19 protein-coding genes and 2 pseudogenes are annotated in these 22,885 nt (G+C 40.3%); 16 read left to right on the top strand and 5 right to left on the bottom strand.

Annotation, left to right across the window (positions count from 1 at the left end; translation table 11 throughout):
• Positions 1-2: 2 nt before the first annotated feature.
• Together AB5618_RS01330 and AB5618_RS01325 are read left to right on the top strand one after the other, a co-directional pair.
• Positions 3-1,457 (top strand): DUF6382 domain-containing protein, encoded by a 1,455-nt coding sequence (locus tag AB5618_RS01330; RefSeq protein WP_148462199.1) that lies wholly within the window; start codon positions 3-5, stop codon positions 1,455-1,457.
• 130 nt (positions 1,458-1,587) lie between these two features.
• On the top strand, positions 1,588-2,226 hold the full coding sequence (locus AB5618_RS01325) for a rhomboid family intramembrane serine protease (protein WP_319017797.1): 639 nt from the start codon (positions 1,588-1,590) through the stop codon (positions 2,224-2,226).
• On the opposite strand, the gene AB5618_RS01320 is transcribed toward AB5618_RS01325, so the two are convergent.
• Positions 2,157-2,846 (bottom strand): HAMP domain-containing sensor histidine kinase, encoded by a 690-nt coding sequence (locus AB5618_RS01320; protein ID WP_148462200.1) that lies wholly within the window; start codon positions 2,844-2,846, stop codon positions 2,157-2,159. The genes AB5618_RS01325 and AB5618_RS01320 overlap by 70 nt on opposite strands.
• A gap of 193 nt (positions 2,847-3,039) precedes the next feature.
• On the opposite strand from AB5618_RS01320, the gene AB5618_RS01315 reads away from it, so the two are divergent.
• Together AB5618_RS01315 and AB5618_RS01310 are read left to right on the top strand one after the other, a co-directional pair.
• Positions 3,040-3,447 (top strand): HIT family protein, encoded by a 408-nt coding sequence (locus AB5618_RS01315; protein WP_118578001.1) that lies wholly within the window; start codon positions 3,040-3,042, stop codon positions 3,445-3,447.
• Positions 3,448-3,464: 17 nt separating this feature from the next.
• Complete coding sequence (locus AB5618_RS01310) at positions 3,465-3,992, top strand: RNA polymerase sigma factor (RefSeq protein ID WP_173715846.1); 528 nt, start codon at positions 3,465-3,467, stop codon at positions 3,990-3,992.
• Between the two features lie 48 nt (positions 3,993-4,040).
• On the opposite strand, the gene AB5618_RS01305 is transcribed toward AB5618_RS01310, so the two are convergent.
• Positions 4,041-5,105, bottom strand: coding sequence for an undecaprenyldiphospho-muramoylpentapeptide beta-N-acetylglucosaminyltransferase (locus tag AB5618_RS01305; RefSeq protein WP_148462202.1), 1,065 nt, complete (start codon positions 5,103-5,105; stop codon positions 4,041-4,043).
• 120 nt (positions 5,106-5,225) lie between these two features.
• On the opposite strand from AB5618_RS01305, the gene AB5618_RS01300 reads away from it, so the two are divergent.
• Both AB5618_RS01300 and AB5618_RS01295 read left to right on the top strand, forming a co-directional pair.
• Positions 5,226-5,768: a hypothetical protein gene (locus AB5618_RS01300; RefSeq protein WP_148462203.1), complete on the top strand. Its 543-nt coding sequence runs from the start codon at positions 5,226-5,228 to the stop codon at positions 5,766-5,768.
• A 55-nt stretch (positions 5,769-5,823) separates the two neighbouring features.
• A complete protein-coding gene (locus AB5618_RS01295; protein WP_148462204.1) occupies positions 5,824-7,440 on the top strand; it encodes an MBL fold metallo-hydrolase RNA specificity domain-containing protein in 1,617 nt (538 codons plus the stop codon).
• A 50-nt stretch (positions 7,441-7,490) separates the two neighbouring features.
• On the opposite strand, the gene AB5618_RS01290 is transcribed toward AB5618_RS01295, so the two are convergent.
• Positions 7,491-7,733: a TIGR03905 family TSCPD domain-containing protein gene (locus tag AB5618_RS01290; protein ID WP_148462205.1), complete on the bottom strand. Its 243-nt coding sequence runs from the start codon at positions 7,731-7,733 to the stop codon at positions 7,491-7,493.
• A 204-nt stretch (positions 7,734-7,937) separates the two neighbouring features.
• On the opposite strand from AB5618_RS01290, the gene AB5618_RS01285 reads away from it, so the two are divergent.
• The 9 genes from AB5618_RS01285 (at position 7,938) to AB5618_RS01245 (ending at position 20,383) form a co-directional block, all read left to right on the top strand.
• Positions 7,938-8,636, top strand: coding sequence for a 5'-methylthioadenosine/adenosylhomocysteine nucleosidase (locus AB5618_RS01285; protein ID WP_118577995.1), 699 nt, complete (start codon positions 7,938-7,940; stop codon positions 8,634-8,636).
• A 77-nt stretch (positions 8,637-8,713) separates the two neighbouring features.
• On the top strand, positions 8,714-9,088 hold the full coding sequence (locus tag AB5618_RS01280; RefSeq protein ID WP_148462206.1) for a hypothetical protein: 375 nt from the start codon (positions 8,714-8,716) through the stop codon (positions 9,086-9,088).
• Between the two features lie 87 nt (positions 9,089-9,175).
• Positions 9,176-10,375: a methyltransferase gene (locus AB5618_RS01275; RefSeq protein WP_148462207.1), complete on the top strand. Its 1,200-nt coding sequence runs from the start codon at positions 9,176-9,178 to the stop codon at positions 10,373-10,375.
• Between the two features lie 11 nt (positions 10,376-10,386).
• Positions 10,387-12,837, top strand: coding sequence for a hypothetical protein (locus AB5618_RS01270; RefSeq protein WP_148462208.1), 2,451 nt, complete (start codon positions 10,387-10,389; stop codon positions 12,835-12,837).
• A 149-nt stretch (positions 12,838-12,986) separates the two neighbouring features.
• Entirely contained in the window at positions 12,987-14,477 is a 1,491-nt protein-coding gene (gene galT, locus AB5618_RS01265; RefSeq protein WP_148462209.1) for a UDP-glucose--hexose-1-phosphate uridylyltransferase, read from the top strand.
• Between the two features lie 145 nt (positions 14,478-14,622).
• The gene (locus tag AB5618_RS01260; RefSeq protein WP_178090628.1) at positions 14,623-16,131 is read left to right on the top strand and encodes an InlB B-repeat-containing protein; all 1,509 of its coding nucleotides are present in this window, start codon (positions 14,623-14,625) and stop codon (positions 16,129-16,131) included.
• 204 nt (positions 16,132-16,335) lie between these two features.
• Positions 16,336-17,727 carry an asparagine--tRNA ligase gene (gene asnS / locus AB5618_RS01255; protein WP_118578103.1) on the top strand — a complete coding sequence of 464 codons (1,392 nt, stop codon included), beginning with the start codon at positions 16,336-16,338 and terminating at the stop codon, positions 17,725-17,727.
• Between the two features lie 14 nt (positions 17,728-17,741).
• Complete coding sequence (locus AB5618_RS01250) at positions 17,742-18,800, top strand: DNA repair exonuclease (RefSeq protein ID WP_148462211.1); 1,059 nt, start codon at positions 17,742-17,744, stop codon at positions 18,798-18,800.
• A gap of 74 nt (positions 18,801-18,874) precedes the next feature.
• A complete protein-coding gene (locus tag AB5618_RS01245; RefSeq protein ID WP_148462212.1) occupies positions 18,875-20,383 on the top strand; it encodes a hypothetical protein in 1,509 nt (502 codons plus the stop codon).
• Between the two features lie 126 nt (positions 20,384-20,509).
• Here AB5618_RS01245 and AB5618_RS01240 read toward each other — a convergent pair whose 3' ends face one another.
• Positions 20,510-21,685, bottom strand: coding sequence for a ribose-phosphate pyrophosphokinase (locus AB5618_RS01240; protein WP_148462213.1), 1,176 nt, complete (start codon positions 21,683-21,685; stop codon positions 20,510-20,512).
• 3 nt (positions 21,686-21,688) lie between these two features.
• Positions 21,689-22,825, bottom strand: a pseudogene (locus AB5618_RS01235) (ATP-binding protein).
• Here AB5618_RS01235 and AB5618_RS01230 point away from each other — a divergent pair.
• Positions 22,775-22,885: pseudogene (locus AB5618_RS01230) on the top strand (DUF6783 domain-containing protein); the annotation flags it as partial. The pseudogenes AB5618_RS01235 and AB5618_RS01230 sit on opposite strands and share 51 nt — an antisense overlap.

The following is a 22,885-nucleotide window of genomic DNA, read 5'->3' as shown; positions in this document are numbered from 1 at the left end:
AAATGAAATCAGAATATAAAAGAGATATAAATGGAAATTATCTTGTGCTGTATGAAAATGAAGAACCAGATACTTCTTCTTATCAGATGAGAATGCTGGTTGGCAATTCGATTCCATCTATTCTTAAATGCAGAGTGCAGGGAGTTGATGGACAGTTTATGGTGTGTTATGACATTACCTCCAAACAGTCTTTGCTTTCTCTTTATGAAGAAAAGAAAATGGGTTACGAAGATCTTCAGATGATCCTGGGTGGATTTGTGCAGGTGATGGAAGATATGTCAGAATATTTGCTGAATCCATGTAGGTTAGTATTGAAGCCGGAGTATATGTATGTAGATGTGGAAAAGAGACAGATCTATTTTTGTTATCTTCCTGGATATGATGAAGATGTGAGACAGAAATTTCAGGAACTGACAGAGTATATTCTTCCGATTCTGGATCATGAAGACTCAAAGGCTGTAATGCTTGGGTATGGAATATACAGAAGAGCTTTGGAAGACAGTTTTCATTTGGAATATATAAAAAAGGAACTTTATCAGGATAGAGAGGAAATAGAAAAAACAGTTGGTTCCTCAATTTTGCAGGAATCAGGCACCATAACAGAGAAAAGGTGTAATTCAGATGGCAGTGAGAAAATTGATCTGTTTGAAAATTATGGGGAGTCAAAAGAGGAAAAGCCTCAGGAAGAACATCTGGAAGAGTTGCTTTGGGAGGAAGAATTATCTGAAAAAAAGAAAAAAGATGTTGGGGGTACGTCTAAAGGATTTTTGATTTGGTGTGTAGCAGCTGGATTTTTTGCACTGGTGGTTGTGGCCGCAGAAACACTGGGGTATCTGCCGAGGGTATCTATGCAGGTTATTCTGGGAGTGGCAGCTGGGATTATGGTAATTGGAATGTTGTGTACCTGGGGTGTGTCCGTTATAAAGAATAAGAATTGCATCAGACATGAGAAAAAGGGACATCTGGAAATACAGAATAAAAGAGAAAATAAAAAAGTGAGTGAAGACTCAGGAAAAGATAAGGTGAACTTTAAAGATAGCATTGAAAGAAACACGACTTCAATGCAAAATACAGCAGAAGTATTGCACCAAAAAGAAAAAATATCAATATCACAAAAAAATTGCGGCGAAACAGTGGTGTTATCTGCGAATATTGTTACTGGACCGGCAACTCTTGTAAGCCGTGAACCTGGTGAACTTGCTACGATTTATCTTCAGAATGAACTTACGGTAATTGGAAAAATGGAGAATGCAGCGGATGCGGTGATCGAACTTCCTACAGTAAGCCGGATACACGCGAAGATACGGAAACGGGAGGGAGAATATTATCTTACGGATTTGAATTCACGCAATGGAACATCTGTAAATGGCAAAATTTTAAAAGGGGATGAGGAATATTGCCTTCAGGATCAGGATCAGATAGACTTTGCGCAGGCCAGATATGTGTTTCTGAAATAAAATAACAGATTTTAAAAATTTACCGGGTCTGATCTGTTGAGGTATCAGAGAAATTGTGCTATACTTATTCTATTATCAGAAAGTAACAAAAACAGTCTTGAAAGTAGACTGAAAATATCGAGGTGATGGCGTGGAAGAAATAAAAAAAGAACCAATAACGGTTCTTTTTATACTTCTGAATATATTGATATTTCTTGTTGTTGATTTTACCGGCGGATCAGAAAATACTGCTCACATGATTGAATGTGGAGCCGCCTATCCGCCGCTGATTCTTGAAAATGAAGAGATATACAGGTTATTTACCTGTATGTTTCTGCATTTTGGAATTTATCATATTGCCAATAATATGCTTGTCCTTTTTGTACTGGGACAGCGCCTGGAACCGGTTGTAGGGAAGATTAAATTTATTTTAATTTACCTTCTTGGCGGTCTTGGTGGAAATATTTTTTCTTTTATTATGGAAATGAAATCAGCGGATTATGCAGTGTCAGCTGGTGCCTCTGGTGCCGTTTTTGCAGTAATGGGAGCAATGCTCTATGTAGTTATTCGAAATCATGGAAGAATTCAGGATATTTCCGTACGACAGATGATGATCATGGCCGGATTCTCATTGTATTTCGGTTTTACAAGTACTGGTGTAGATAATGCAGCCCATATTGGCGGCATGGTTTGTGGATTTATCTTGGCGGCAGTTCTTTATCATCCGGGAAATTTTTCTGGCAGAACAATGTGGAAGGATGTTTCTCCATCGGATTCAATTTCTGCATAAATGTTTCCACTGTGAGCCTGGATGATCTCTCTGGTGATTGCCAGCCCCAGTCCGGTTCCACCCTCTTTGAATGTTACAAATGGAGTGAAAATTTCATTCAGCTGTGATTCCGGTATGCCGCATCCATTGTCAGTTATGACAATATGTACCCTTTGGTCACTGGAAAAAGCACATAATTTTACTTTTCCATCAGCACTGGAAATTGCTTCTGCTGCATTTCTGAGCAGATTCAGTAAAGCCTGCTTTAATTTAACGGGATCAATAAAGAGGGCAGGCAGTGAGGGCGAAATATCAGTTTTTAAGGTAATGCCCAGGTACTGGTAAGTGGGCTGGATACTGGAAATAATTTCCTTAAGATAGGCAGTAAAAGCAGTTCTTTTCCGTTCAAGTTTATGGGCATTATTGTAATCCGAAAGATTATTTAACAATTCTTTGGTATACTCCAGATTAGCTGTAATATCATTCCAGTAATCAAATGAGACAACTTCAGGATGTGTGTCTTCAATCATCTGAATCTCACTGTTAATAAGTGCTATGGGATTGCGTATCTCATGGGAAAATCGTGATAGTATCAGATGAAATTCATCCTGTTTTTTGTTTAAGATTAAATTATTTTTCATAAGCTCACCTCAAGTGAAGTGTATCATTGAAGTGGACAAATGACAAACAAAATCGTACTTAAAAAATCGAGATTATTCGACAGAAATAAAAAAATACTGTTCAAAAAATTTTTTAAAAAAATTTTGGAAAAAAATGTGATTTTCGCTATTATCAGACGTATAATTTATATATTCTATTTGGGAGGATAAGACTATGAGTGATTGTATTTTTTGCAAAATTGCAAACGGAGAGATTCCATCAGCAACATTGTATGAAGATGAAGACTTCAGAGTAATTCTGGATCTGGGTCCTGCAAGTAAAGGACATGCCTTGATCTTGCCGAAAGCGCATGCGGCTAATATCTATGAGATATCAGATGATATGGCTGCGAAAGCAATGATTCTGGCAAAGAAAATGGCCACAAAAATGACCGAGGCGTTAAAGTGCGATGGTTTTAACATTGTACAAAATAATGGCGAACCGGCAGGACAGACTGTTTTTCATTTTCATATGCATCTGATTCCGAGATATGAAGGAGATCAGGTGGGAATTACCTGGAAACCTGGAACTTTAACGGATGAGGTGAAAAATGAAATCCTGGAGAAATTGAAAAGCTGCTAGAAAACGGGGTACACAAGATGAATAGCGAAGAATTTAACACATTTTACAGACGGTATTATAAAGTCTCTGTTAAAATCGCAAATGGAATTGTACAAAGCCGTTTTACAGCCGAGGATGTTACACAGGAGGTATTTTCATACTTTTACGAAATAAAAGAGAGACTGGATGCTTCCAGCGAAGAAAAGCTTCACGCATTGGTGGTATGGAAAACAACCAATAAAGGAAGGGACTACCTGAGAAAATCATATGTAAAGCGGGAAGTAATGTTTGACAATGATGTGGCTGAATTGCAGTATCGTACTACAGAAAGCGCAGAAGCGGCATTACTGGGGCTGGAAAAACAGAAATATTTATCAATGGCATTTGAAGGCCTGTGCCGGAAAAATTTAATTAACTATATGATTTTTATGCGAGTTGTAATGGAAGGTGTATCTACTGAAGAAGTAGCGCGCGAATTTGGCTATACAAGAAATAATGTAAATAACAGAGTACTTAGAGCCAGAAAATGGCTTTTAGCAGAAATCTTAAGACTGGAAAAAGAGTAAAATTAAAAAGCATACCTCTGTTAAATAACAGAGGTATGCAGTGTAAAATCAGGAATGAATACATTCTTCAATGAGATTCACAATATGCTGAATAGAATTTAAGTTTTTGCCTGCAGACATAGCCGCAATATATTTATTACGTTCCTGATAGAGTTTGCGGATTGCCTCTAAGAGAGACGCTTCTGTAATCTCTTCCTCCTCCAGTACCATACTGTAACCTTGGCGCTCGAAGGAGCGGGCATTGAGAATCTGATCACCGCGGCTTGCCTTTGCGGACAATGGAATTAAGAGATTTGGCTTTGAAAGTGCGGCAAGTTCACAGATAGCATTAGCTCCTGCACGGGAGATTACTACATCTGCCAATGCAAACATGTCAGGAAGTTGTTCCTGAACATATTCATATTGGACATAACCTGTCAGCTGGATACTTTCATCCGTTTTTCCCTTGCCGCAAATATGAATAACCTGGAATTCTTTCAGCAGTTCAGGAAGAATTTTTCGTACATTTTCGTTTACAGAAGCAGCACCCAGACTGCCGCCAATTACCAGAAGAACTGGTTTATCTGAAGTAAAACCACAATATGCGCGGGCGTGTTCTTTATTACCATGGAGAAGCTCCTGACGAATAGGAGTACCTGTAAGAACTGCCTTATCTTTTGGAAGATTATTTACAGTTTCTGGAAAGTTACAGCAGACTTTTGTGGCGGAAGAAAGGCAAAGCTTATTAGCAAGTCCCGGAGTCATATCAGATTCATGAATGATTGCCGGAATGTGGCGTTTGCCTGCGGCAATTACCACTGGTACTGTTACGAAGCCACCTTTGGAAAATACTACATCAGGCTTTAATTTTTTCATAAGACTTTTAGCCTGAAAATAGCCTTTTATAACGCGAAATGGATCTGAAAAGTTTTTCAAATCAAAATATCGTCTTAATTTACCGGAAGCAATTCCATAGTAAGGAATACCAAGCTCCTCAATAAGCTGTTTTTCAATACCATTGTAGGAGCCGATGTAAGAAATTTTATAACCTTTTTCCTGTAAAGCGGGAATCAGAGCAATATTCGGGGTAACATGTCCGGCAGTACCACCGCCGGTAAGGATAATATGCTTCATAGGATCCTCCTGAATAAGTGTTTAATAGTTACAGTTCACTTTGTGAATAGCGACCTATTTAATAAATATGAACCCCTAAAAGGGAATTGTCAAGAAAAGAAAAAAATCTGGGAGAAAAAAATGAACAAAAAAAAGATAGGAGAGAAAACCGACAGTCTGTTAGAAGCTGAAATGATCAAAGAAGCAAAAATGATAGAAGAAAGTCTTCTTGGAAATGCTGTAAATGATTTTGAGATTTCGGATGAGGAACTGGATGAGGCATATCAGCAGTTTTTAAAGAAAATGAAAGCAGAAGGCAAACTGGATGAAGATAAAATAAATGAGGCCAATTCTGCAAAAGCTATGAATAATGATACAAAGACTGCTGAAATAGTGAAGTTTCCAGGATTCCGGAACGAGGCGTCCAAAGAGGAAAATTTAAAAGATGCTCAATCAACAGAAAGTTCAGCTGAGGAAATTGATTTTATTGCAGGATTTTCTGATAAGCTGTGTCAGTTTGAAAAAGAAGAAAATAAACTCTGGTATAAATATGGAAAGGCAGCAGGGATTGCAGTTCTTGCTGCAATCGGTATTCTTGCCGGAAGTATGGCAAGCCAGGCTGATTCAGCGAAATTTGTCAGCTCTGTTCAGCATATTATAAATAGTGAAGATGTTATGCCATAAAAACAGAAAAATATATGTAATATAAGTAAGAGTTCGGGTAAAAGGGGGAATCTGTATGAAGATCACTTTTATTGGAGCAACACATGAAGTTACCGGGAGCTGCTATTACCTGGAAGCAGCAGGAAAAAAGTTTCTTGTAGACTGTGGAATGGAACAGGGACCTGATTATTATGAAAATAAAGATATTCCTGTGCCTCCGGGAGAATTAGATTTTGTGCTTTTAACACATGCACACATGGATCATTCCGGAAATCTTCCTGCTATTTACGCAAAAGGCTTTAAAGGACCTGTATATGCCACAGAGGCAACCTGTAATCTTTGCGATATTATGCTCCGTGACAGTGCCCATATCCAGATGTTTGAGGCAGAATGGCGTAACCGCAAGGCAAAACGTCAGGGGAAGCCTGAATTTGTTCCAGCTTATACCATGGAGGATGCATTAGGGGTTATTCGTAATTTTGTAGGCTGTCCATATGAGACTGGAATAATTCTTGGCGAGGGGCTGAGAGTAAAGTTTATTGATGCAGGTCACCTTCTTGGATCAAGCAGTATTGAGGTGAATATCTGTGAGGCTGGAGTTGAAAAAACTATTGTATTTTCCGGAGATATAGGAAACAAAAATCAGCCGCTTATAAAAGACCCTGCCTATTTTAGTAAAGCAGACTACGTGGTAATGGAATCCACATACGGAGACCGGAGCCACGGAGAGAGACCAGATTATGTGCGCCTTCTGGCAGATGTCATTCAGGAGACTTTTGACCGGGGAGGTAATGTGGTAATTCCCTCTTTTGCAGTGGGAAGAACGCAGGAGATGCTGTATTTTATCAGACAGATAAAAGCAGAAGGCCTTATTCACGGGCATGATAATTTTAAAGTGTTTGTAGATAGCCCTCTTGCAAATGAAGCAACAAATATTTTCGGTATTCATAAATATGATTGTTTTGATGACGAGGCTCTGGAACTTATTCGAAAAGGAATCAATCCTCTTAGCTTTCCAGGTTTGAAGATATCCGTAACAAGTGAAGACTCAAAAGCAATCAATTTCGATGATGACTGTAAGGTGATTATTTCTGCCAGTGGAATGTGTGATGCAGGAAGAATTAAACATCACCTGAAACATAATCTGTGGCGGGAGGACAGCACCATTCTTTTTGTGGGCTATCAGGCTGTTGGAACTCCGGGACGCGCCCTTTTGGAAGGAACTCAGGAAATAAAACTCTTTGGTGAACCGGTGCACGTTGCAGCAAAAATCTGCCGTATGCCGGGAATCAGTGGCCATGCAGATGTAAATGGTCTGGTTGACTGGATAAAAGCATTTGAAGTAAAGCCTCAGAAAGTGTTTGTTACTCATGGCGAGGATACTGTGACAGAACTGTTTGCTGCAAGACTGCGTGATGAGATGAACTATGATGCATATGCGCCATTCAGTGGAACAGAATTTGATCTGGCTGAAGGCGAATTTCTGTACGAGGCAGAGGGCGTTAAGATACAGAAGCCTGTTGCGTTACAAAAAGCATCTAAGGCTGCAAAGGTATACGAAAAGCTGCTTGCGCTTGGATACAGACTGCTTTCCGTCATACGCAAAAACGAGGGCTGTGCAAACAAAGATCTGGAGAAGTTTTCAAGGGATGTCCAATCTTTATGCGATAAATGGGACAGAACTGATGGGTAAGTGTTACAGTCTGAAAAGAAATCCCCGGGACAAAAATCCCGGGGAAGTAATTATGAAAGCGCTTCTTTTAAAGCAGTGGCAAGCTGATCTGGGCATGAAGTAGGTCTGCGTCCACACTGGATTCCCTCCAGGCGTGCAATTACTTCTTTCGCCGGCATACCTTCTACAAGTTTGGCAACTCCTTGTGTATTTCCAGAACATCCACCAATAAATTTCACATTGTGAACTTTCTGTTCATCATCAATATCATATTGAATTGCCATAGAACAAACACCTTTTGTTTTATATTCCATTGTTTTTTCCTCCAATCGTTATGTAAAATCAGGAGCTCAGGAACGCTGGTCAGGTTATGAACAGCAATAGCTTTGCACCTTCTCTCATTATAGCAGAAGATATTATAAGTTTCTATGCCAAATTTAAGTTGGATATAGCAAGAAGTTTTGGTATAATGTCAGATGAAGAAGCAGTTAACTTTCAAAAACAGAGGAGAATGCTAAATGAAAACAATTGGTATTATTGGCGCAATGGAAGTTGAAGTTGCGATTTTAAAAGAAAAAATGGAAGATGTACGAATTATAAAAAAAGCTTCCATGGATTTTTATGAGGGAATACTTGCTGGAAAAAAGGTTGTTGTAGTGCGTTCCGGAATTGGTAAGGTAAATGCTGGTATCTGTGCTCAGATTCTGGCAGATGTATTTTCAGTAGATGCGATCATTAATACAGGAATTGCAGGAAGCTTAAATAAAAATATTAATATTGGTGATATTGTTCTTTCCACAGATGTTGTACAGCATGATATGGATGCTACCGGATTTGGATATCGCAAGGGACAGATTCCGCAAATGCCTGTATTTTTCTTTAATGCAGATGATAATCTCCGCAGACTTGCTGCAGAAGTATGTAAGGAAGTAAATCCGGATATTCAGGTATTTGAAGGAAGAATTGCTTCTGGAGACCAGTTTGTCTGCGATCAGGATGTTAAGAATCGAATTGTATCAGAGTTTTCAGCATATGCGACTGAAATGGAAGGTGCAGCCATTGGACAGGCAGCATACTTAAATGAAATTCCGTTTCTGGTTGTCCGTGCTATTTCTGATAAGGCTGATGGAAGTGCGCAGATGGATTACAGCGAATTTGAGAAAGCAGCTGTTGACCATAGTGTGAGGCTTACTTTAAATATGCTGGCGCGTATTTGAAAAATGGTGCAATTGACCGAAAAACGGAAGCTTGCATATAATGAGAGTGAAATGGAAAAGGAATCGAAATTGCTGATATGATATATAAAGATTTTTATCCATTTTACACAAGCTATGCAAATCCCTTGCTCTACCGGGGAGAAAAGGAACAGGAAGAGGAATTTTTACTGATGAAATCCTACTATCCGGACACTGCCAGAAAAATACAGGAAAAAGTGGAAGAAGAATGTGATCTTCAGGATTATGAAGGCAGCAGGCTTTACGATGAATATCCTGACAGGTTTATGTTGTATCACCTTGGAAGGAAGATCATGGATGAAGTAAAATCAGAGGCTGGTATGGAAGCAATGTCTGATGGACTTCTTGGTGATCTGGTAGAAGTGCTTCTTTTTCATGAAATATCACGAAGAAGATGCCGACGAAGAAGATGCAGGAGAGATTTTTACAGATAAGACGCATCAAAATGACAATTAGAGGTTGCTGTGAGCGGAGTGAACAGTAACGATTACAGAATATAAAAGAAAATAATTATAATAAAAATGAAAACAATAGATGAATATTTAGAGGAACAGATAAATGAACAGCTGTGTCAGGCTGTCTTAAGCGGCAGCAGAGGGGACGGACCATCCAAAGTAAAAATACGCCCTGTAGAAATTCGGGGAAAGGTGGTTTATCAGGCTTCTGAAACTGTAGGGACGAAGGTGCTCCATAAAAATTATTCCAGAGAGGAACTGATCTCATATTTAAAAGCGGGGCTGCAGCATGATTTTTCTCAGCTTCAGGCAAGTGGGATGGCGCTGGATGGAACTATTCTGGTAAGCAAAAAAGGAAAGATGACCATAAAGACCAGACGTCATCCCGAAAAAGGAAAAGGTCTGGCTTTCGGGATGGACAAGACCTTCAGCAAGGGCACGCAGATATTGGCCCACAATCGTGTAAAGCAGTACATACTTAAGGAAAATATTCCAGTCCCCTTTCTTGTTGATCTTGGTGTTATGAATAAGGAAGGCAGGATTATCACCCAAAAATACGATAAGTTCCGACAAATCAACCGATTTCTGGAATTTATTCAGGACATTCTTCCAAGACTGGATCAACAGCGGGAAGTGACCATTCTTGATTTTGGATGCGGAAAGTCCTACCTTACATTTGCCATGTATTATTATCTGAGAGAACTGAAAGGTTATGATGTAAATATTATTGGTCTGGATCTGAAAACAGATGTAATAGAAAAATGTAATCATCTTGCAGTAAAGTATGGATATGAAAAACTGCATTTTTATCAGGGAGATATTGCTGATTATGAAGGTGTTTCTTCTGTTGATATGGTAGTAACCTTGCATGCCTGTGACACAGCTACAGATTATGCTCTTGCGAAGGCTGTGGAATGGGGAGCGAAAGTTATTTTGTCTGTACCCTGCTGTCAGCATGAGGTAAATAGACAGATAAAAAATGAAGTGTTGGAGCCTGTACTGAAATATGGCATTCTTAAGGAGAGAATGGCTGCTTTGATGACAGATGGAATTCGAGCCAATCTGCTGGAAAGTATGGGATACGAAACTCAGATCCTGGAATTTATTGATATGGAGCATACACCCAAGAATTTGCTGATCCGTGCTGTAAAGACAGGCAAACCAAAAGATATGAAGAGTACAGTGCAGCTTATGAAGGAACTGCATATAAATCCTACACTGGAAAGACTTCTGCACCGTGAAGGGGAGGTACAATCAGAGAGTTAAGAGGAGAAAGAATGATTAAATTTTTACGCAGAGCAGTGATTCTCCTGTTTGTTTTTGTTCTCGGCGTGGCAGGAAGTTCGTTCCTGCTGAATAGTGAGACTACGGATGACCGCTCTGATATGAATGATCCGGTTTTTCCGGAGGTAATGGTTGATTTTGATGGAAATTATGCAAACAGGATGTATGGTTATGCACAGCCTATGCAGTCTGATTTTACCAGGGATAGTGTGACGCCTATTGATACATCCAAGGAACTGTCCTTTGTCATAAATGCCTATGATACAAAGGTGAAAAGCCTTTCCTATGAGATACGTACTTCAGATGGCAGTAAGGTATTGGAAAACCGTAAGATTAAAAGTCTGGATAAACAGGACAGCTATCTGACAACGACAATTAAGCTGAGTAGTGATCTTCTGATGAATCAGGAGTATTCTTTGCAATTATCTCTTGAGACAAATAAGGGAACAGCTTATTACTATACAAGAGTAGTTTCCAGATCCAATGTGAATGCTGCCCAGTACGTGAAGTTTGCTGCGAGCTTTTACGAAAAATGTCTGGATAAAGCGTCCGCCGAGGATCTGACTGCTTACCTGGAATCAGACACGTCCAGTACATCTACCAACTATACAGATATTAATATCAATTCTACATTTGCCCAGATCAGCTGGGGCAATCTGAACCCTCAGATTTACAGAAAGGGAATTCCTGTAGTGAAGGATATTAATGAAACCACAGCCAGTCTTTCTGTTGAATATCAGATTGCGGCACTGGATGAAGATGGCAACCAGGAAATCTATGATGTGACAGAATTTTACCGGATGCGTTATACTGAAACAAGAATCATGCTTCTGGATTTTAAACGAAGTGCATCACAGGTGTTTGAGGAAAGCTCCATCAGCATTTCCGACAAGGGGCTTTTACTTGGAGTCAGAGACAAAAATGTGGAATATATGATGAATGAAAACGCAGGAGTTCTTGCTTTCGTTCAGGAAGGGGATTTATGGTCTTATTCTCCTGATGATGGAAAATTTTCCAGAATTTTCAGTTTCCGCAAAGAAACGGATGGAGATTTCAGGGATTCCAGATACCAGCATAATATAAAGATCATCCGTGTGGAAGATAACGGAGATGTGGACTTTGTTCTTTATGGATATATGAACAGAGGCGTTCGGGAAGGATACTGTGGTGTTTGTGTATATCATTACAGCAATGATCAGAATGTGGTGGAAGAAAAAGTATTTATTCCGTCTACAGAATCCTACGAATTCCTGAAAGAGGATCTTGGAACATTATCCTATGTCAGTACAGAAAATGCTCTTTATCTTTTATTTGCAAATAAGCTTTATAAGATAAACATTTCAGATGGTACCAGTGAGGTTCTTGAGGAAGGAATTAAAATAGATGACTTTGCTGTTTCGGATACAGGTGCACATGCTGCATGGATCATTCAGGAAGGTGAAAGCGCCGGAAATATAAAAGAAATAGATTTTGAAACATTAGAAACCAGGAGTCTTGCACCATCTTCAGGACAGTCTTTAGTGCTGAATGGATTTATGAATGAAGATCTTGTTTATGGAATCGTAGTTGATGGAGATGTGATCGCAGACGATAATGGTCATGAGACTACGGGGATTCATACGGTCCGTATTGAAGGATTTGATGGAACTTTGAAAAAAGAATATCATCAGGATGGATTGTATGTAACTGATATTACCATGGGAAACACTATGATGGAATTTCAGTTGTCCAAGAAGACAAAAAAAGGATACAAAGCAGTAAGCAAGGATAATATTCTGAATAATTCCAAAGCCTCGACCAATACTGTATCCGTGGAACTTGTGACAAATTCCAGAACCGGAACTCAGATACGACTGGCTCTCACTGAAACGCCTGAAATTCAGGAACCGTTAGTTGTTTATGCAAAAATGAAAAATATAGGTGATGACCGTATTATTCTGGATACGCAGATTCCTGAGGAAGATATTTACTATGTTTATGCAAAAGGAGGATTGGACAGTACATTCACAGATCCTGCACTTGCGCTTCAAAGAGCAGATGATCAGACTGGTGTTGTGCTGAATCGTGCTCAGCAGTATGTATGGGAGCGTGGAAATAAGAAGACAAAGCTGACTCTTAATCTGGAGGATGTGCCGGAAGCAATGAAGAGTGCATCCCTGGATGTTACAGCACTGCAGGAGGCTCTTGGGGATGAGGGTACTATCATTGATTTGTCTGGTTGTACATTAGACAGTGTCTTATATGAGGTCAGCGCCCAGCGTCCGGTAATTGCCAAGACCGGGGATAATACCAGTGTTGTGATCATTGGATATGATGAATATAACACATATCTGTACGATCCGCAGAAAGGGGAAACTTATCCTTACGGTATGAATGACAGTACGGAGCTGTTTGAAAAGGCCGGCAATATTTTTATAAGTTATGTTGAGAAACTGAAGCTTTAAAGTGGCTGTTGGGAAAGCCGGTACAGTCCGATATTGAACATGTATGCAAAAAATGCTGGATGTGAAAGATGCAGCAAAGTGGTGGTTAACAGTCTGTCTGTGGTGGAGGACAGACTGTTAAAAATAAAGCAACAGGAAAGGACAGAAAAATGCTAAGCGAAAGTATTAAAAAACTGGTACAGTATGGAATTGAGACAGGGCTGACTCCTGTCTGTGAGAAAAACTATACAACAAATCTTCTTCTTGATGTTTTTAAAGAAGATGAATACACAGAACCGGCAGAGGAATATTCTGATATTAATCTGGAAGAAGTTCTGAAAGAACTGTTAGACGAAGCTGTAGAACGTGGTCTGATTCAGGACAGTGTGGTTTACAGAGATCTGTTTGATACAAGATTAATGAACTGTCTTATGCCCCGCCCGGCTCAGGTACAGAAGTCTTTCTGGGAAAAATATGAGAAATCTCCGGAAGAAGCAACAGATTATTTCTATAAATTAAGCCAGGACAGTGATTATATTCGTCGTTATCGTGTAAAGAAAGACCAGAAATGGACTGTGGATTCTCCTTATGGAGCAATTGATATTACAATCAACCTTTCTAAGCCAGAGAAAGATCCGAAAGCTATTGCTGCGGCAAAGCTTATCAAATCAAGCAGCTATCCCAAATGTCTGCTTTGTCCGGAAAATGAGGGATATGCAGGCCGCGCAAATCATCCTGCAAGAGAGAATCACAGAATCATTCCGATCACAATCAATGACAGTCCGTGGGGAATGCAGTACTCTCCTTATGTTTATTATAATGAGCATTGTATTGTATTTAATTTCCAGCACACACCTATGAAAATCGAGAGAAACACATTTATCAAGCTGTTTGATTTCGTGAAGCTGTTTCCACATTATTTTCTGGGGTCAAATGCAGACTTACCGATTGTGGGAGGTTCTATTCTCAGTCACGATCATTTCCAGGGCGGCCATTATACGTTTGCTATGGCAAAGGCTGAAATTGAGAAATATGTAACTATTCCGGGCTATGAGGATGTGGAGGCTGGTATTGTAAAATGGCCGCTGTCTGTACTTCGTATCCGTCATAAAGATGAGAAGCGCCTGATTGATCTGGCAACTCATGTGCTGGAGGTTTGGAGAGGCTATACAGATGAGGCTGCATTCATTTTTGCAGAAACGGATGGTGAACCTCATAATACGATCACTCCGATCGCACGTAAAAAAGGTGATATGTATGAGTTGGATCTGACTCTACGAAACAATATTACCACAGAAGAAAATCCTCTTGGCGTATATCATCCGCATGCACAGTACCATCATATTAAGAAGGAGAATATCGGTCTGATCGAGGTTATGGGCTTGGCAGTTCTCCCTGCGCGACTAAAAGAAGAACTGGAGCTTTTGGAAGAATATATTCTGGATGGCAAGGATGTTGCTTCTAATGAGAAGATTGAAAAACATGCGCAGTGGGTAAAAGAATTCCTTCCGAAGTACGATCATCTTGATAAAGACAATATTGAAGAGGTTCTTCATAAAGAAGTTGGAAATGTGTTTGTTCACGTGCTGGAAGATGCTGGTGTTTACAAATGTACAGGAGAGGGCAGAGCTGCATTTATGCGTTTTATTGAAAATTTGTAACCAAATCATAAAGACAATCTTTTGGGGTTGAAAGAATGTGTCCGTTTGATTATACTGAAGACAGCACAGAAGATGAAATAAGAACTATTTATTTTCTGTGCAGATGATGAAAGCAGGAGAGACATTAAAAAGCAGAGGAGTGCCTATGAAAAATAAAACAAAAAGAAAAAATAGGATTTTCCGGGTTCTGTTGGCCACAATGTTGATTTTGTTCGGAGTTTCATTTAGAAATGATGGAAAAATTGGGATTAGTGGTGTTCAGTCTGTACAGGCGGCCACTAAGAACGTAGTTGTCAGATTCTGGAATCAAAGTGGAAAAACATCTTATTCCAAGCTGCGTATAAAGGTAAGTGCCGGGAAAAAAATTAAGCTTCCGGCAGTTCCTGCAATTACCGGATACAAAAATCTTGGCTGGTCCACTCAGAAAAACGATACCAAAGCGGTATATGCCGCGGGGAAAAAAATACGTCTGAAAAAGAATATAAATCTGTACGCGGTGCGTAAAAAAGTTGGTATATATAAAGTTTATTTCTATGATAATACCGGAAGCACCAGTACAGTATTTAAGAAACTAAACAAAGCTGTTACAAAAAACGGATATCTTACCTTGCCAGAGCTTCCACAAAAAAGCGGCTATAAGGCAGTTGGATGGAGTACTAAAAAGAATGCTTCCCAAGCGGCGTATACAGAGGGACAGAAGATTCGAATCAAAAAAAATATAAAATTATATGCTGTTTACGAGTCTGATACAACATTTACGGTGGCTTTGTGCAAGAATGATGGAACCGTTTACAAGACAGAGAATGTAGCATCTGGAAGTTCTTATACATTGCCGTCTGTAAGAAATGCATCCGGATACACCTTTATGGGATGGGATATCCAGTTAGGAAAAAGCACAGCACCGCGTTATGAAGCTGGTGATACTATTACAGTAAACAGCAACATAAAGCTGTATGCAGTTGTGTTTAACCGTTCCGCTGAGGAAGACCTGACTCTTTCAGAGCTTCTGCAATCCGCAAGCAGCTGGAAGATTGGAAATGGCAGCAGCCGGGGGTACAATCACATTATTTTTGTAGGAGACTCCCGTACCAATCGTATGCAGAGAACGCTGCAAAATTTAAATTCAGGGTATTATGAGTCGAATCTGCTGCGTGATATTGATTTTGTATACGAAGAGGGTAAAGGTCTTGAATGGCTGAAGTCTCAGGGAATGAATACGATTCTTTCTATTGCAGAAGAGAATTATTCCGTTCTGAAACCGACTGCGGTTATTTTTAATCTGGGAGTAAACGATCCTGGAAATATGTATGATTATATTTCTTATTATCAGGAGATTGCTGAGAGCTTACAGAAAAAGAACTGCAAGCTGTTCTTTATGTCGGTGAATCCGGTAAACAGTAAGACAATCGAATATCTTGGTAAGAATGCAATCCGAAAAGAAGAAGTAATCCGCAAATTCAATTCTGTTGTGGGTAGTGCTCTTGGCAGCACTTTCGAATATATTGATACGTATTCTTATCTGATGGAGAATGGATATGGTACCAATATTAGTGGAACTGGAGTTGACCTGCCAGACGATGATGGACTTCATTACACCACCAAGACTTACAAACGAATTTTTAAGTATTGTCTGGATTATCTTATATTGCATTAAACGTTCAGAGAAATACTGAGAATGAGGCAACTTTGCAATAGGAAAATACTTACAGAAGAGAAGATCTTTGTCCAAAAGTGTCGAAGCTTAACAGACAGGATCTTCTTTTATTCCCTGGAAAAATATCCTTGCGCGAATAAGAGGAATAGTCTATACTATAGAGAAATGAGTGTTTGGAAAAATGAGGAGAAAGAGGAACTAATTATGAAACTTACAACAGTAAAAGAGATTTACAGAGAACGGGATAAATACCTGGATCAGGAGATCACCGTAGGCGGCTGGGTACGAAGCGTTCGTGATTCCAAGACCTTTGGATTTGTTGTTCTCCATGATGGAACATATTTTGAGACCCTTCAGATCGTTTACCATGATACAATGGACAATTTTGCTGAGATTTCCAAACTGAATGTAGGCGCAGCGATTATTGTAAAGGGAACTCTGGTAGCGACTCCACAGGCGAAACAGCCATTTGAGATCCAGGCTGCAGAGATTTCTGTAGAAGGAACATCTGCACCAGATTATCCGCTTCAGAAGAAACGCCACAGTCTTGAGTATTTAAGAACGATCACACATCTTCGTTCCAGAACAAATACCTTCCAGGCTGTTTTCCGTGTACGTTCTCTCTGTGCATATGCAATACACAAATTCTTTCAGGAGAGAGGATTTGTTTATGTACACACTCCGCTGATCACAGGAAGTGACTGCGAGGGTGCAGGGGAGATGTTCCAGGTTACAACCATGGATCTGAATAACATTCCTACAGATGATAAGGGAAATATTGATTACTCTCAGGATTTCTTTGGCAAGGAGACAAATCTGACTGTAAGCGGTCAGCTGAACTGTGAGACATTTGCACAGGCATTCCGTAATGTATATACATTTGGACCAACTTTCCGTGCTGAGAACTCCAACACCACACGTCATGCAGCTGAGTTCTGGATGATCGAGCCTGAGTGTGCATTTGCTGATCTTGAAGATAACATGAATCTTGCAGAAGCGATGCTGAAATATGTGATCAGATATGTTCTTGAGAATGCTCCAGAGGAAATGAACTTCTTCAATTCTTTTGTGGACAAAGGACTTCTTGACAGATTGAATCATGTGGCAAACTCTGAGTTCGGTCGTGTTACCTATACAGAAGCAATTGAGCTTCTCGAGAAGAATAATGACAAGTTTGATTATAAAGTATCCTGGGGATGTGATCTGCAGACAGAGCATGAGCGTTATCTGACAGAACAGATTTTTAAGAAACCTATTTTTGTTACAGACTATCCAAAGGAAATTAAAGCATTCTATATGAAAGCAAACGAGGATGGCAAGACCGTTGCAGCTATGGACTGCCTGGTTCCTGGAATTGGTGAGATTATCGGTGGAAGCCAGAGAGAGGATGACTATGGTAAGTTGAAAGCTCGTATGGAAGAGCTTGGGCTGAAGGAAGAAGACTATGACTTCTATCTTGATTTGCGTAAATATGGTTCCACACGTCATTCAGGATTTGGTCTTGGATTTGAGCGCTGTGTAATGTATCTCACAGGAATGGGTAATATCCGTGACGTAATTCCATTCCCGAGAACAGTTAACAACTGCGATTTATAAAATGAGGTAAAAGAATGAGATTTATTCATCTTGCAGATGTACATCTTGGTGCAGTGCCTGACAGAGGCTGCCCATGGAGTGACAAGCGGGAGAATGAAATCTGGGAAACATTCCGCCGGGTTATTGCGGGTATCCGCGAAAATCCGGTGGATTTGTTATTTATAGCCGGAGATTTGTTCCATCGTCAGCCACTTCCATATGAATTGAAAGAAGTAAACGATTTATTTTCCGGAATACCGGAAACAAGGGTATATTTAATGGCAGGAGAAAGGGATTATCTGAAAGAAAATTCTTTTTACAGAACTTTCACCTGGGCACCGAATGTGACTTTTTTTCCAGAAGAGAAGGTAACCTGTGTGAAAGATACGCAATTCGGGGTATATGTTTATGGAATGAGCTATGAACATTCACAGATCAGACAGCCCTTGTATGATGGCGTACGCCCTGTGAAAAATGATGGAGTGCATATTCTTATGGCTCATGGCGGTGATGAAAGCCATTGCCCGTTAAATATAGCTGCACTTGCAGGAGCTGGTTTTGATTATATTGCATTGGGGCATTTCCATACTCCACAGAGCGTAATAAGAGATGTGGCTGCTTACAGCGGAGCTCTTGAGCCAATTGAAAGCAATGATCTGGGAGCACATGGCTACATTGAGGGAAGGATTGAAAATGGAAAAGTGAAAACCAGATTTGTGCCGTTTTCTATTCGAACCTATAGTCAACTTCTTCTCAATGTAAATGAAGAAAGCACCCAGCTATCTATTGAAGAAGCTTTGAAGGATGAGATATTTAAAAAAGGCGGACTGAATATATATCGTGTAATTCTTCAAGGGAAAAGAAAACCAGAGCTTTTTCTGATTCCGGAAAAACTGAAATCCTTTGGAAATATTACAGAAGTACTGGATGAGACCAGACCTGCTTATGATCTGGAAGAACTGCAAAAAAAATATGCCGGAACTTTGATAGGGGATTATATCTGCTTTTTTATGGAAAAAAACAGAAATACAGTGGAAGATAAGGCCCTGTACTATGGTTTGCAGGCACTGTTGGAGACAAGACATTCCAGCTGACACAAAGCAGATAGTAACAGAAAATATGTATTGCAGTGTAAAATTGAGATGTATGTGCGAGGGAATAAGGTTATATGATTTTTAAACGCATATTAATAAATAATTTTGGTGGGCTTCGGGAAAAAGACATAGAACTGACCTCTGGAGTAAATGTGCTCTATGGACTAAAAGAAACAGAAATGAACATTGTGTTTATCTTTGTGAAGAGCATGTTCTTTGGAGTGCCTGAGGAAATGCAGGAAAAGAATGGAATTTATGAAAAAGCAGGAACTGAAGCTTCCCGGGAAAAATATGGTGGAACTATATGGTTTCAGCACAATGGAAAAGATTACCGCCTGACGCGGGAAACAGGGGCAGGAATCCATAATTGTGAGCTGTTCTGTGAAGATACCAGAGAAATTTTAAATGGGGAAAATGGAGCCCTCGAGAGGATCCTTGGGGGATTTAGTGAGAACCTGTTCGACAATACTGTTATGGTAGAATCACTTAGCGGTAGTTCTTCCAGGGAAATGGCAAAGGAACTACAGAATAAACTGGCTGTTCTCAGCAAAAGCGGAGATGGTCTGGTGGATCTTGGAAGAACGGAGCAGATGCTGAAGATGTGGCGCAAGGGATATCTCACCCAGAAAGAACGTGGCAGGAAAGCAGTTCAGAGAGAACAGGAAAAACTGAGCGAGAAACTGGAAAGTCTGCAGAATGACCTGGATGGACTTCGGGACCAGAAGGGGCAGGTGGTTCAGGCGCAGGCAAAAATCTATTCGGCAGCAGGGAAAGAAGAAGCCACTGTGATTGAAGAACAGCTGCAGACTATAGAGAAAAAGAATCTGGGAATGGTGATAGCAGGTATTCTGGCCGTTATTGTGGGAATTATTGGTATTGTTGGAAGATTTCAGTTAACTGATGAGATGTCTAAAATAGGAATGGATGTATGCATCATTGCTGCTGTTGTGGCAATGGTTTATACACTTACTGCACGAAGAAAGCTGCATATGGAGTTTGTAAAGCTAAAGAAGAAAAAAGTGTATTTGCAGTCACAGCAGGAAAAGCTGAAATCCAGTAAAGAAGATATTGATGGAATTTACGGTGAGAAACTGACTGCTTTTACGAATTTGCAGAGCGAATATCAGGAATTTGAGCTGGAAATGTCACTTCCTACTTCTGAAGATCTGGAAACACAGTCCTTGAACCTGGCTATGGATACCATTAAAGAGCTGTCACGCAGTATTTATCTTGAGAAAGGCAGAAAGATTCGGATACGAGCATCCCAAATTTTCAGGGAACTTACAGATGGAAAATATATAGAGTTCTATGGAGATGAGGGACAGAGTTTGGAACTGTGTCTGGAAGAGGGAACTGTTTTGGCAGAAAATCTGGAAAAGGAAAACCTTGAAATGCTGTATTTTTCTATTCAGATGGCTGCTGCTGAGTTGTTCACGAATGAAACTGTTTTTCCAGTTATTTTGGATGATATTTTCCATGGGAAGAATCAGGATAAGCTTATGGCAGTTTTCAGGTGGCTGAAAAAACAGCCCAGACAGGTGCTGCTTTTTACCAATAATAAGGATATGGCTGACATTTTTTAGAAAACTGTTACAGTGAATGTTAAGTGATCGCGAAGCATGTAACTGTGAAAGTACTGAACAGTTACAAATAAATGATAACAAAACAAGAGGCTGACACCTGGAAGGGTCAGCCTCAAATTATTTTATTTATTTCTCATACTGTGCCATATATTTGTTTACACAGCGTTTAATCCTGTCAACTGGATTCAGCAGATGGCTTACAGACATATCATGATTCAGTGTATCAATGATCAGTGCAATGTATTTGCTCATATCACAGGAAATGTAATATGGTTTTGCAAGAAGTTCCTCAGACTGATATACCATATTGGTAGTGAGAAGCTTGTCAAATACACCAGCAGCATGTGCTTCATCGAATTTCTTAAGGTTGTCTGTAAACAGACCGAACGTGGAGCAAAGGTAAATTCTGCCGGCACCCCTGTCCTTAAGAAGAGAAGCAATCTTCAGGATAGTGTCACCAGAAGAGATCATGTCATCAATCAGGATCATATCCTTGCCTGCTACATTTGGACCAAGGAACTCATAGGCTGCAATCGGATGTCTTCCTCCTATATTCTTGGAGTAGTCAAGGCGTTTGTAATACATGCCCATATCAACACCCAGGATGTTTGCAAGATAGATCGCACGGCTCATGCTGCCCTCATCCGGGCTGATGATCATAAAATGCTCATTGTCAATATGAAGTCCCTGTTCATGGTTCAGAAGAGCCTTGATAAACTGATAAGAAGGCTGAACAGTCTCAAATCCATGAAGTGGGGTGGCATTCTGAATCTGTGGGTCATGTGCGTCGAAAGTGATAATATTTTCAACTCCCATATTTATCAGTTCATGAAGGGAAGTAGCACAGTCAAGAGACTCTCTTCCAATACGCTTGCTCTGACGACCCTCATAAAGGTATGGCATGATTACATTCACGCGGCGGGCCTTTCCTCCAATAGCTGCAATTACACGCTTCAGATCCTGATAATGATCATCTGGGGACATCAGGTTGGTGTATTTGCCAATTGGATATGAGATGTTGTAGTTACATACATCTACAAGAATATAAACATCATCTCCTCGCACGGACTCGGTGATCACACATTTACCTTCTCCGGAACCGAAACGAGGGTTCTGAACTTTGATTGTATAGGAATCTCTTTTGTATCCTTCAAAGGCGAAAGAATCTGATTCTGAATGCTCACGCTCCTTACGCCACTTAACGAGCCATTCGTCGACTTTCTGTCCAAGGCTCCTGCAGCTTTCCAAAGGAACTAATCCCAGTCTTCCAACGGGAAGTGTAGTCAATTCTTCTTGTGCCATTCTTTACTTTCCTCCTAAAAAAATTTTCTGAATGCGGATATCTTTTCCCACAAGCTTGGTCATCTGATAGTTGCTGGCGATGCGGGAAAAGGTTCTCTCAGAATAAGTTGCTGAGAAATCTTCCAGCTTCAGGTTTGTGGAAATAATCGTAGATTTCTTGCGCATGATCCGCTCATTGATGCACAGGAAAAGCTGTGAAGATACAAAGCTGTTGGTAAGCTCTGTACCCAGGTCATCAATAATCAGCAGGTCACAGTCAAAAATCGGTTCATCATCGGGAGCGTCGCTGCCTCTGGAAAAAGCAGAGCCTGCAAGAAAATCAAAAAGCTCGAATGAAGAAAAATAAAGTACACAGTGTGCACTGTCCAGAAGATCGTGAGCGATGCAGTGGGAAAGAAAGGTCTTGCCCACACCTGTGTCGCCGTAGAAAAACAGGTTCTGGAAAGAATTATCAAAGTCAGCGACAAATTCCTTCGCCATCTTATACGCGCGACGTGCAGTCTCACGTTCGGTGAGTCCCGTTGAATCATTTGTTATTGTATCAGAATAAAAGTCAAAAGAAAAGTGGTCAAAGTTCTCTTTTTCAAGAATTTCTTTTAAATTTGACTGTGTATACAGAAGTTCGATCTCTGCCTTCTTGAAACAGGAGCATTTCTGGCTGCCGATATAGCCAGTATCCTGGCAAAGAGGGCAGGTGTAGCTCATCTCCAAATAATCAGCAGGATAGCCGGAAGAAAGCAGTAATGCAGTGCGTTCCTGGGAAAGCAGGGCAATATCATTGCGAAGATCTTCAATGCCGACTTCCTGGCGGCTGATCAGGGCCCGGGCCTTCCTGGCACTTAAAGTAGCTACTTCCTCGTCGATTTCACGCAGACGGGGAATTTTCTCATAGGCTTCAGCAAGATGCTCTTCCTGTATGCGGCGGTTCCTGGCCTGGCGACGGTTGTATTCCCGCATTATAGTATCGTATTGGTAATTCTGTAAGGGCATGTAAATTCTCCTTCCAGGTTGTAAGACGTTAGAGCCTGTTTGAAAAATCATTCCCGCAATCTGCACGCCCCACTTTGCGGTATATTTTGCCCGAATTCAGTTGCCGTAGCCCGCTACGGCGCCCTCATCCGGACAAAATCTCCCACAAATTGTGACGCACATCTTGCAGAAAGCCTTTTTCAAACATGCTCTAGTATGTGTTTTAAATAA

Source organism: Ruminococcus sp. J1101004sp1_RTP21198st1_B9_RTP21198_201120 (genome assembly GCF_040924245.1).
Classification (GTDB): Bacteria; Bacillota; Clostridia; order Lachnospirales; family Lachnospiraceae; genus Blautia_A; species Blautia_A faecis.
Note: the sequence above shows the minus strand (reverse complement) of the source record. Positions and strands in the feature narration are given on the sequence as shown.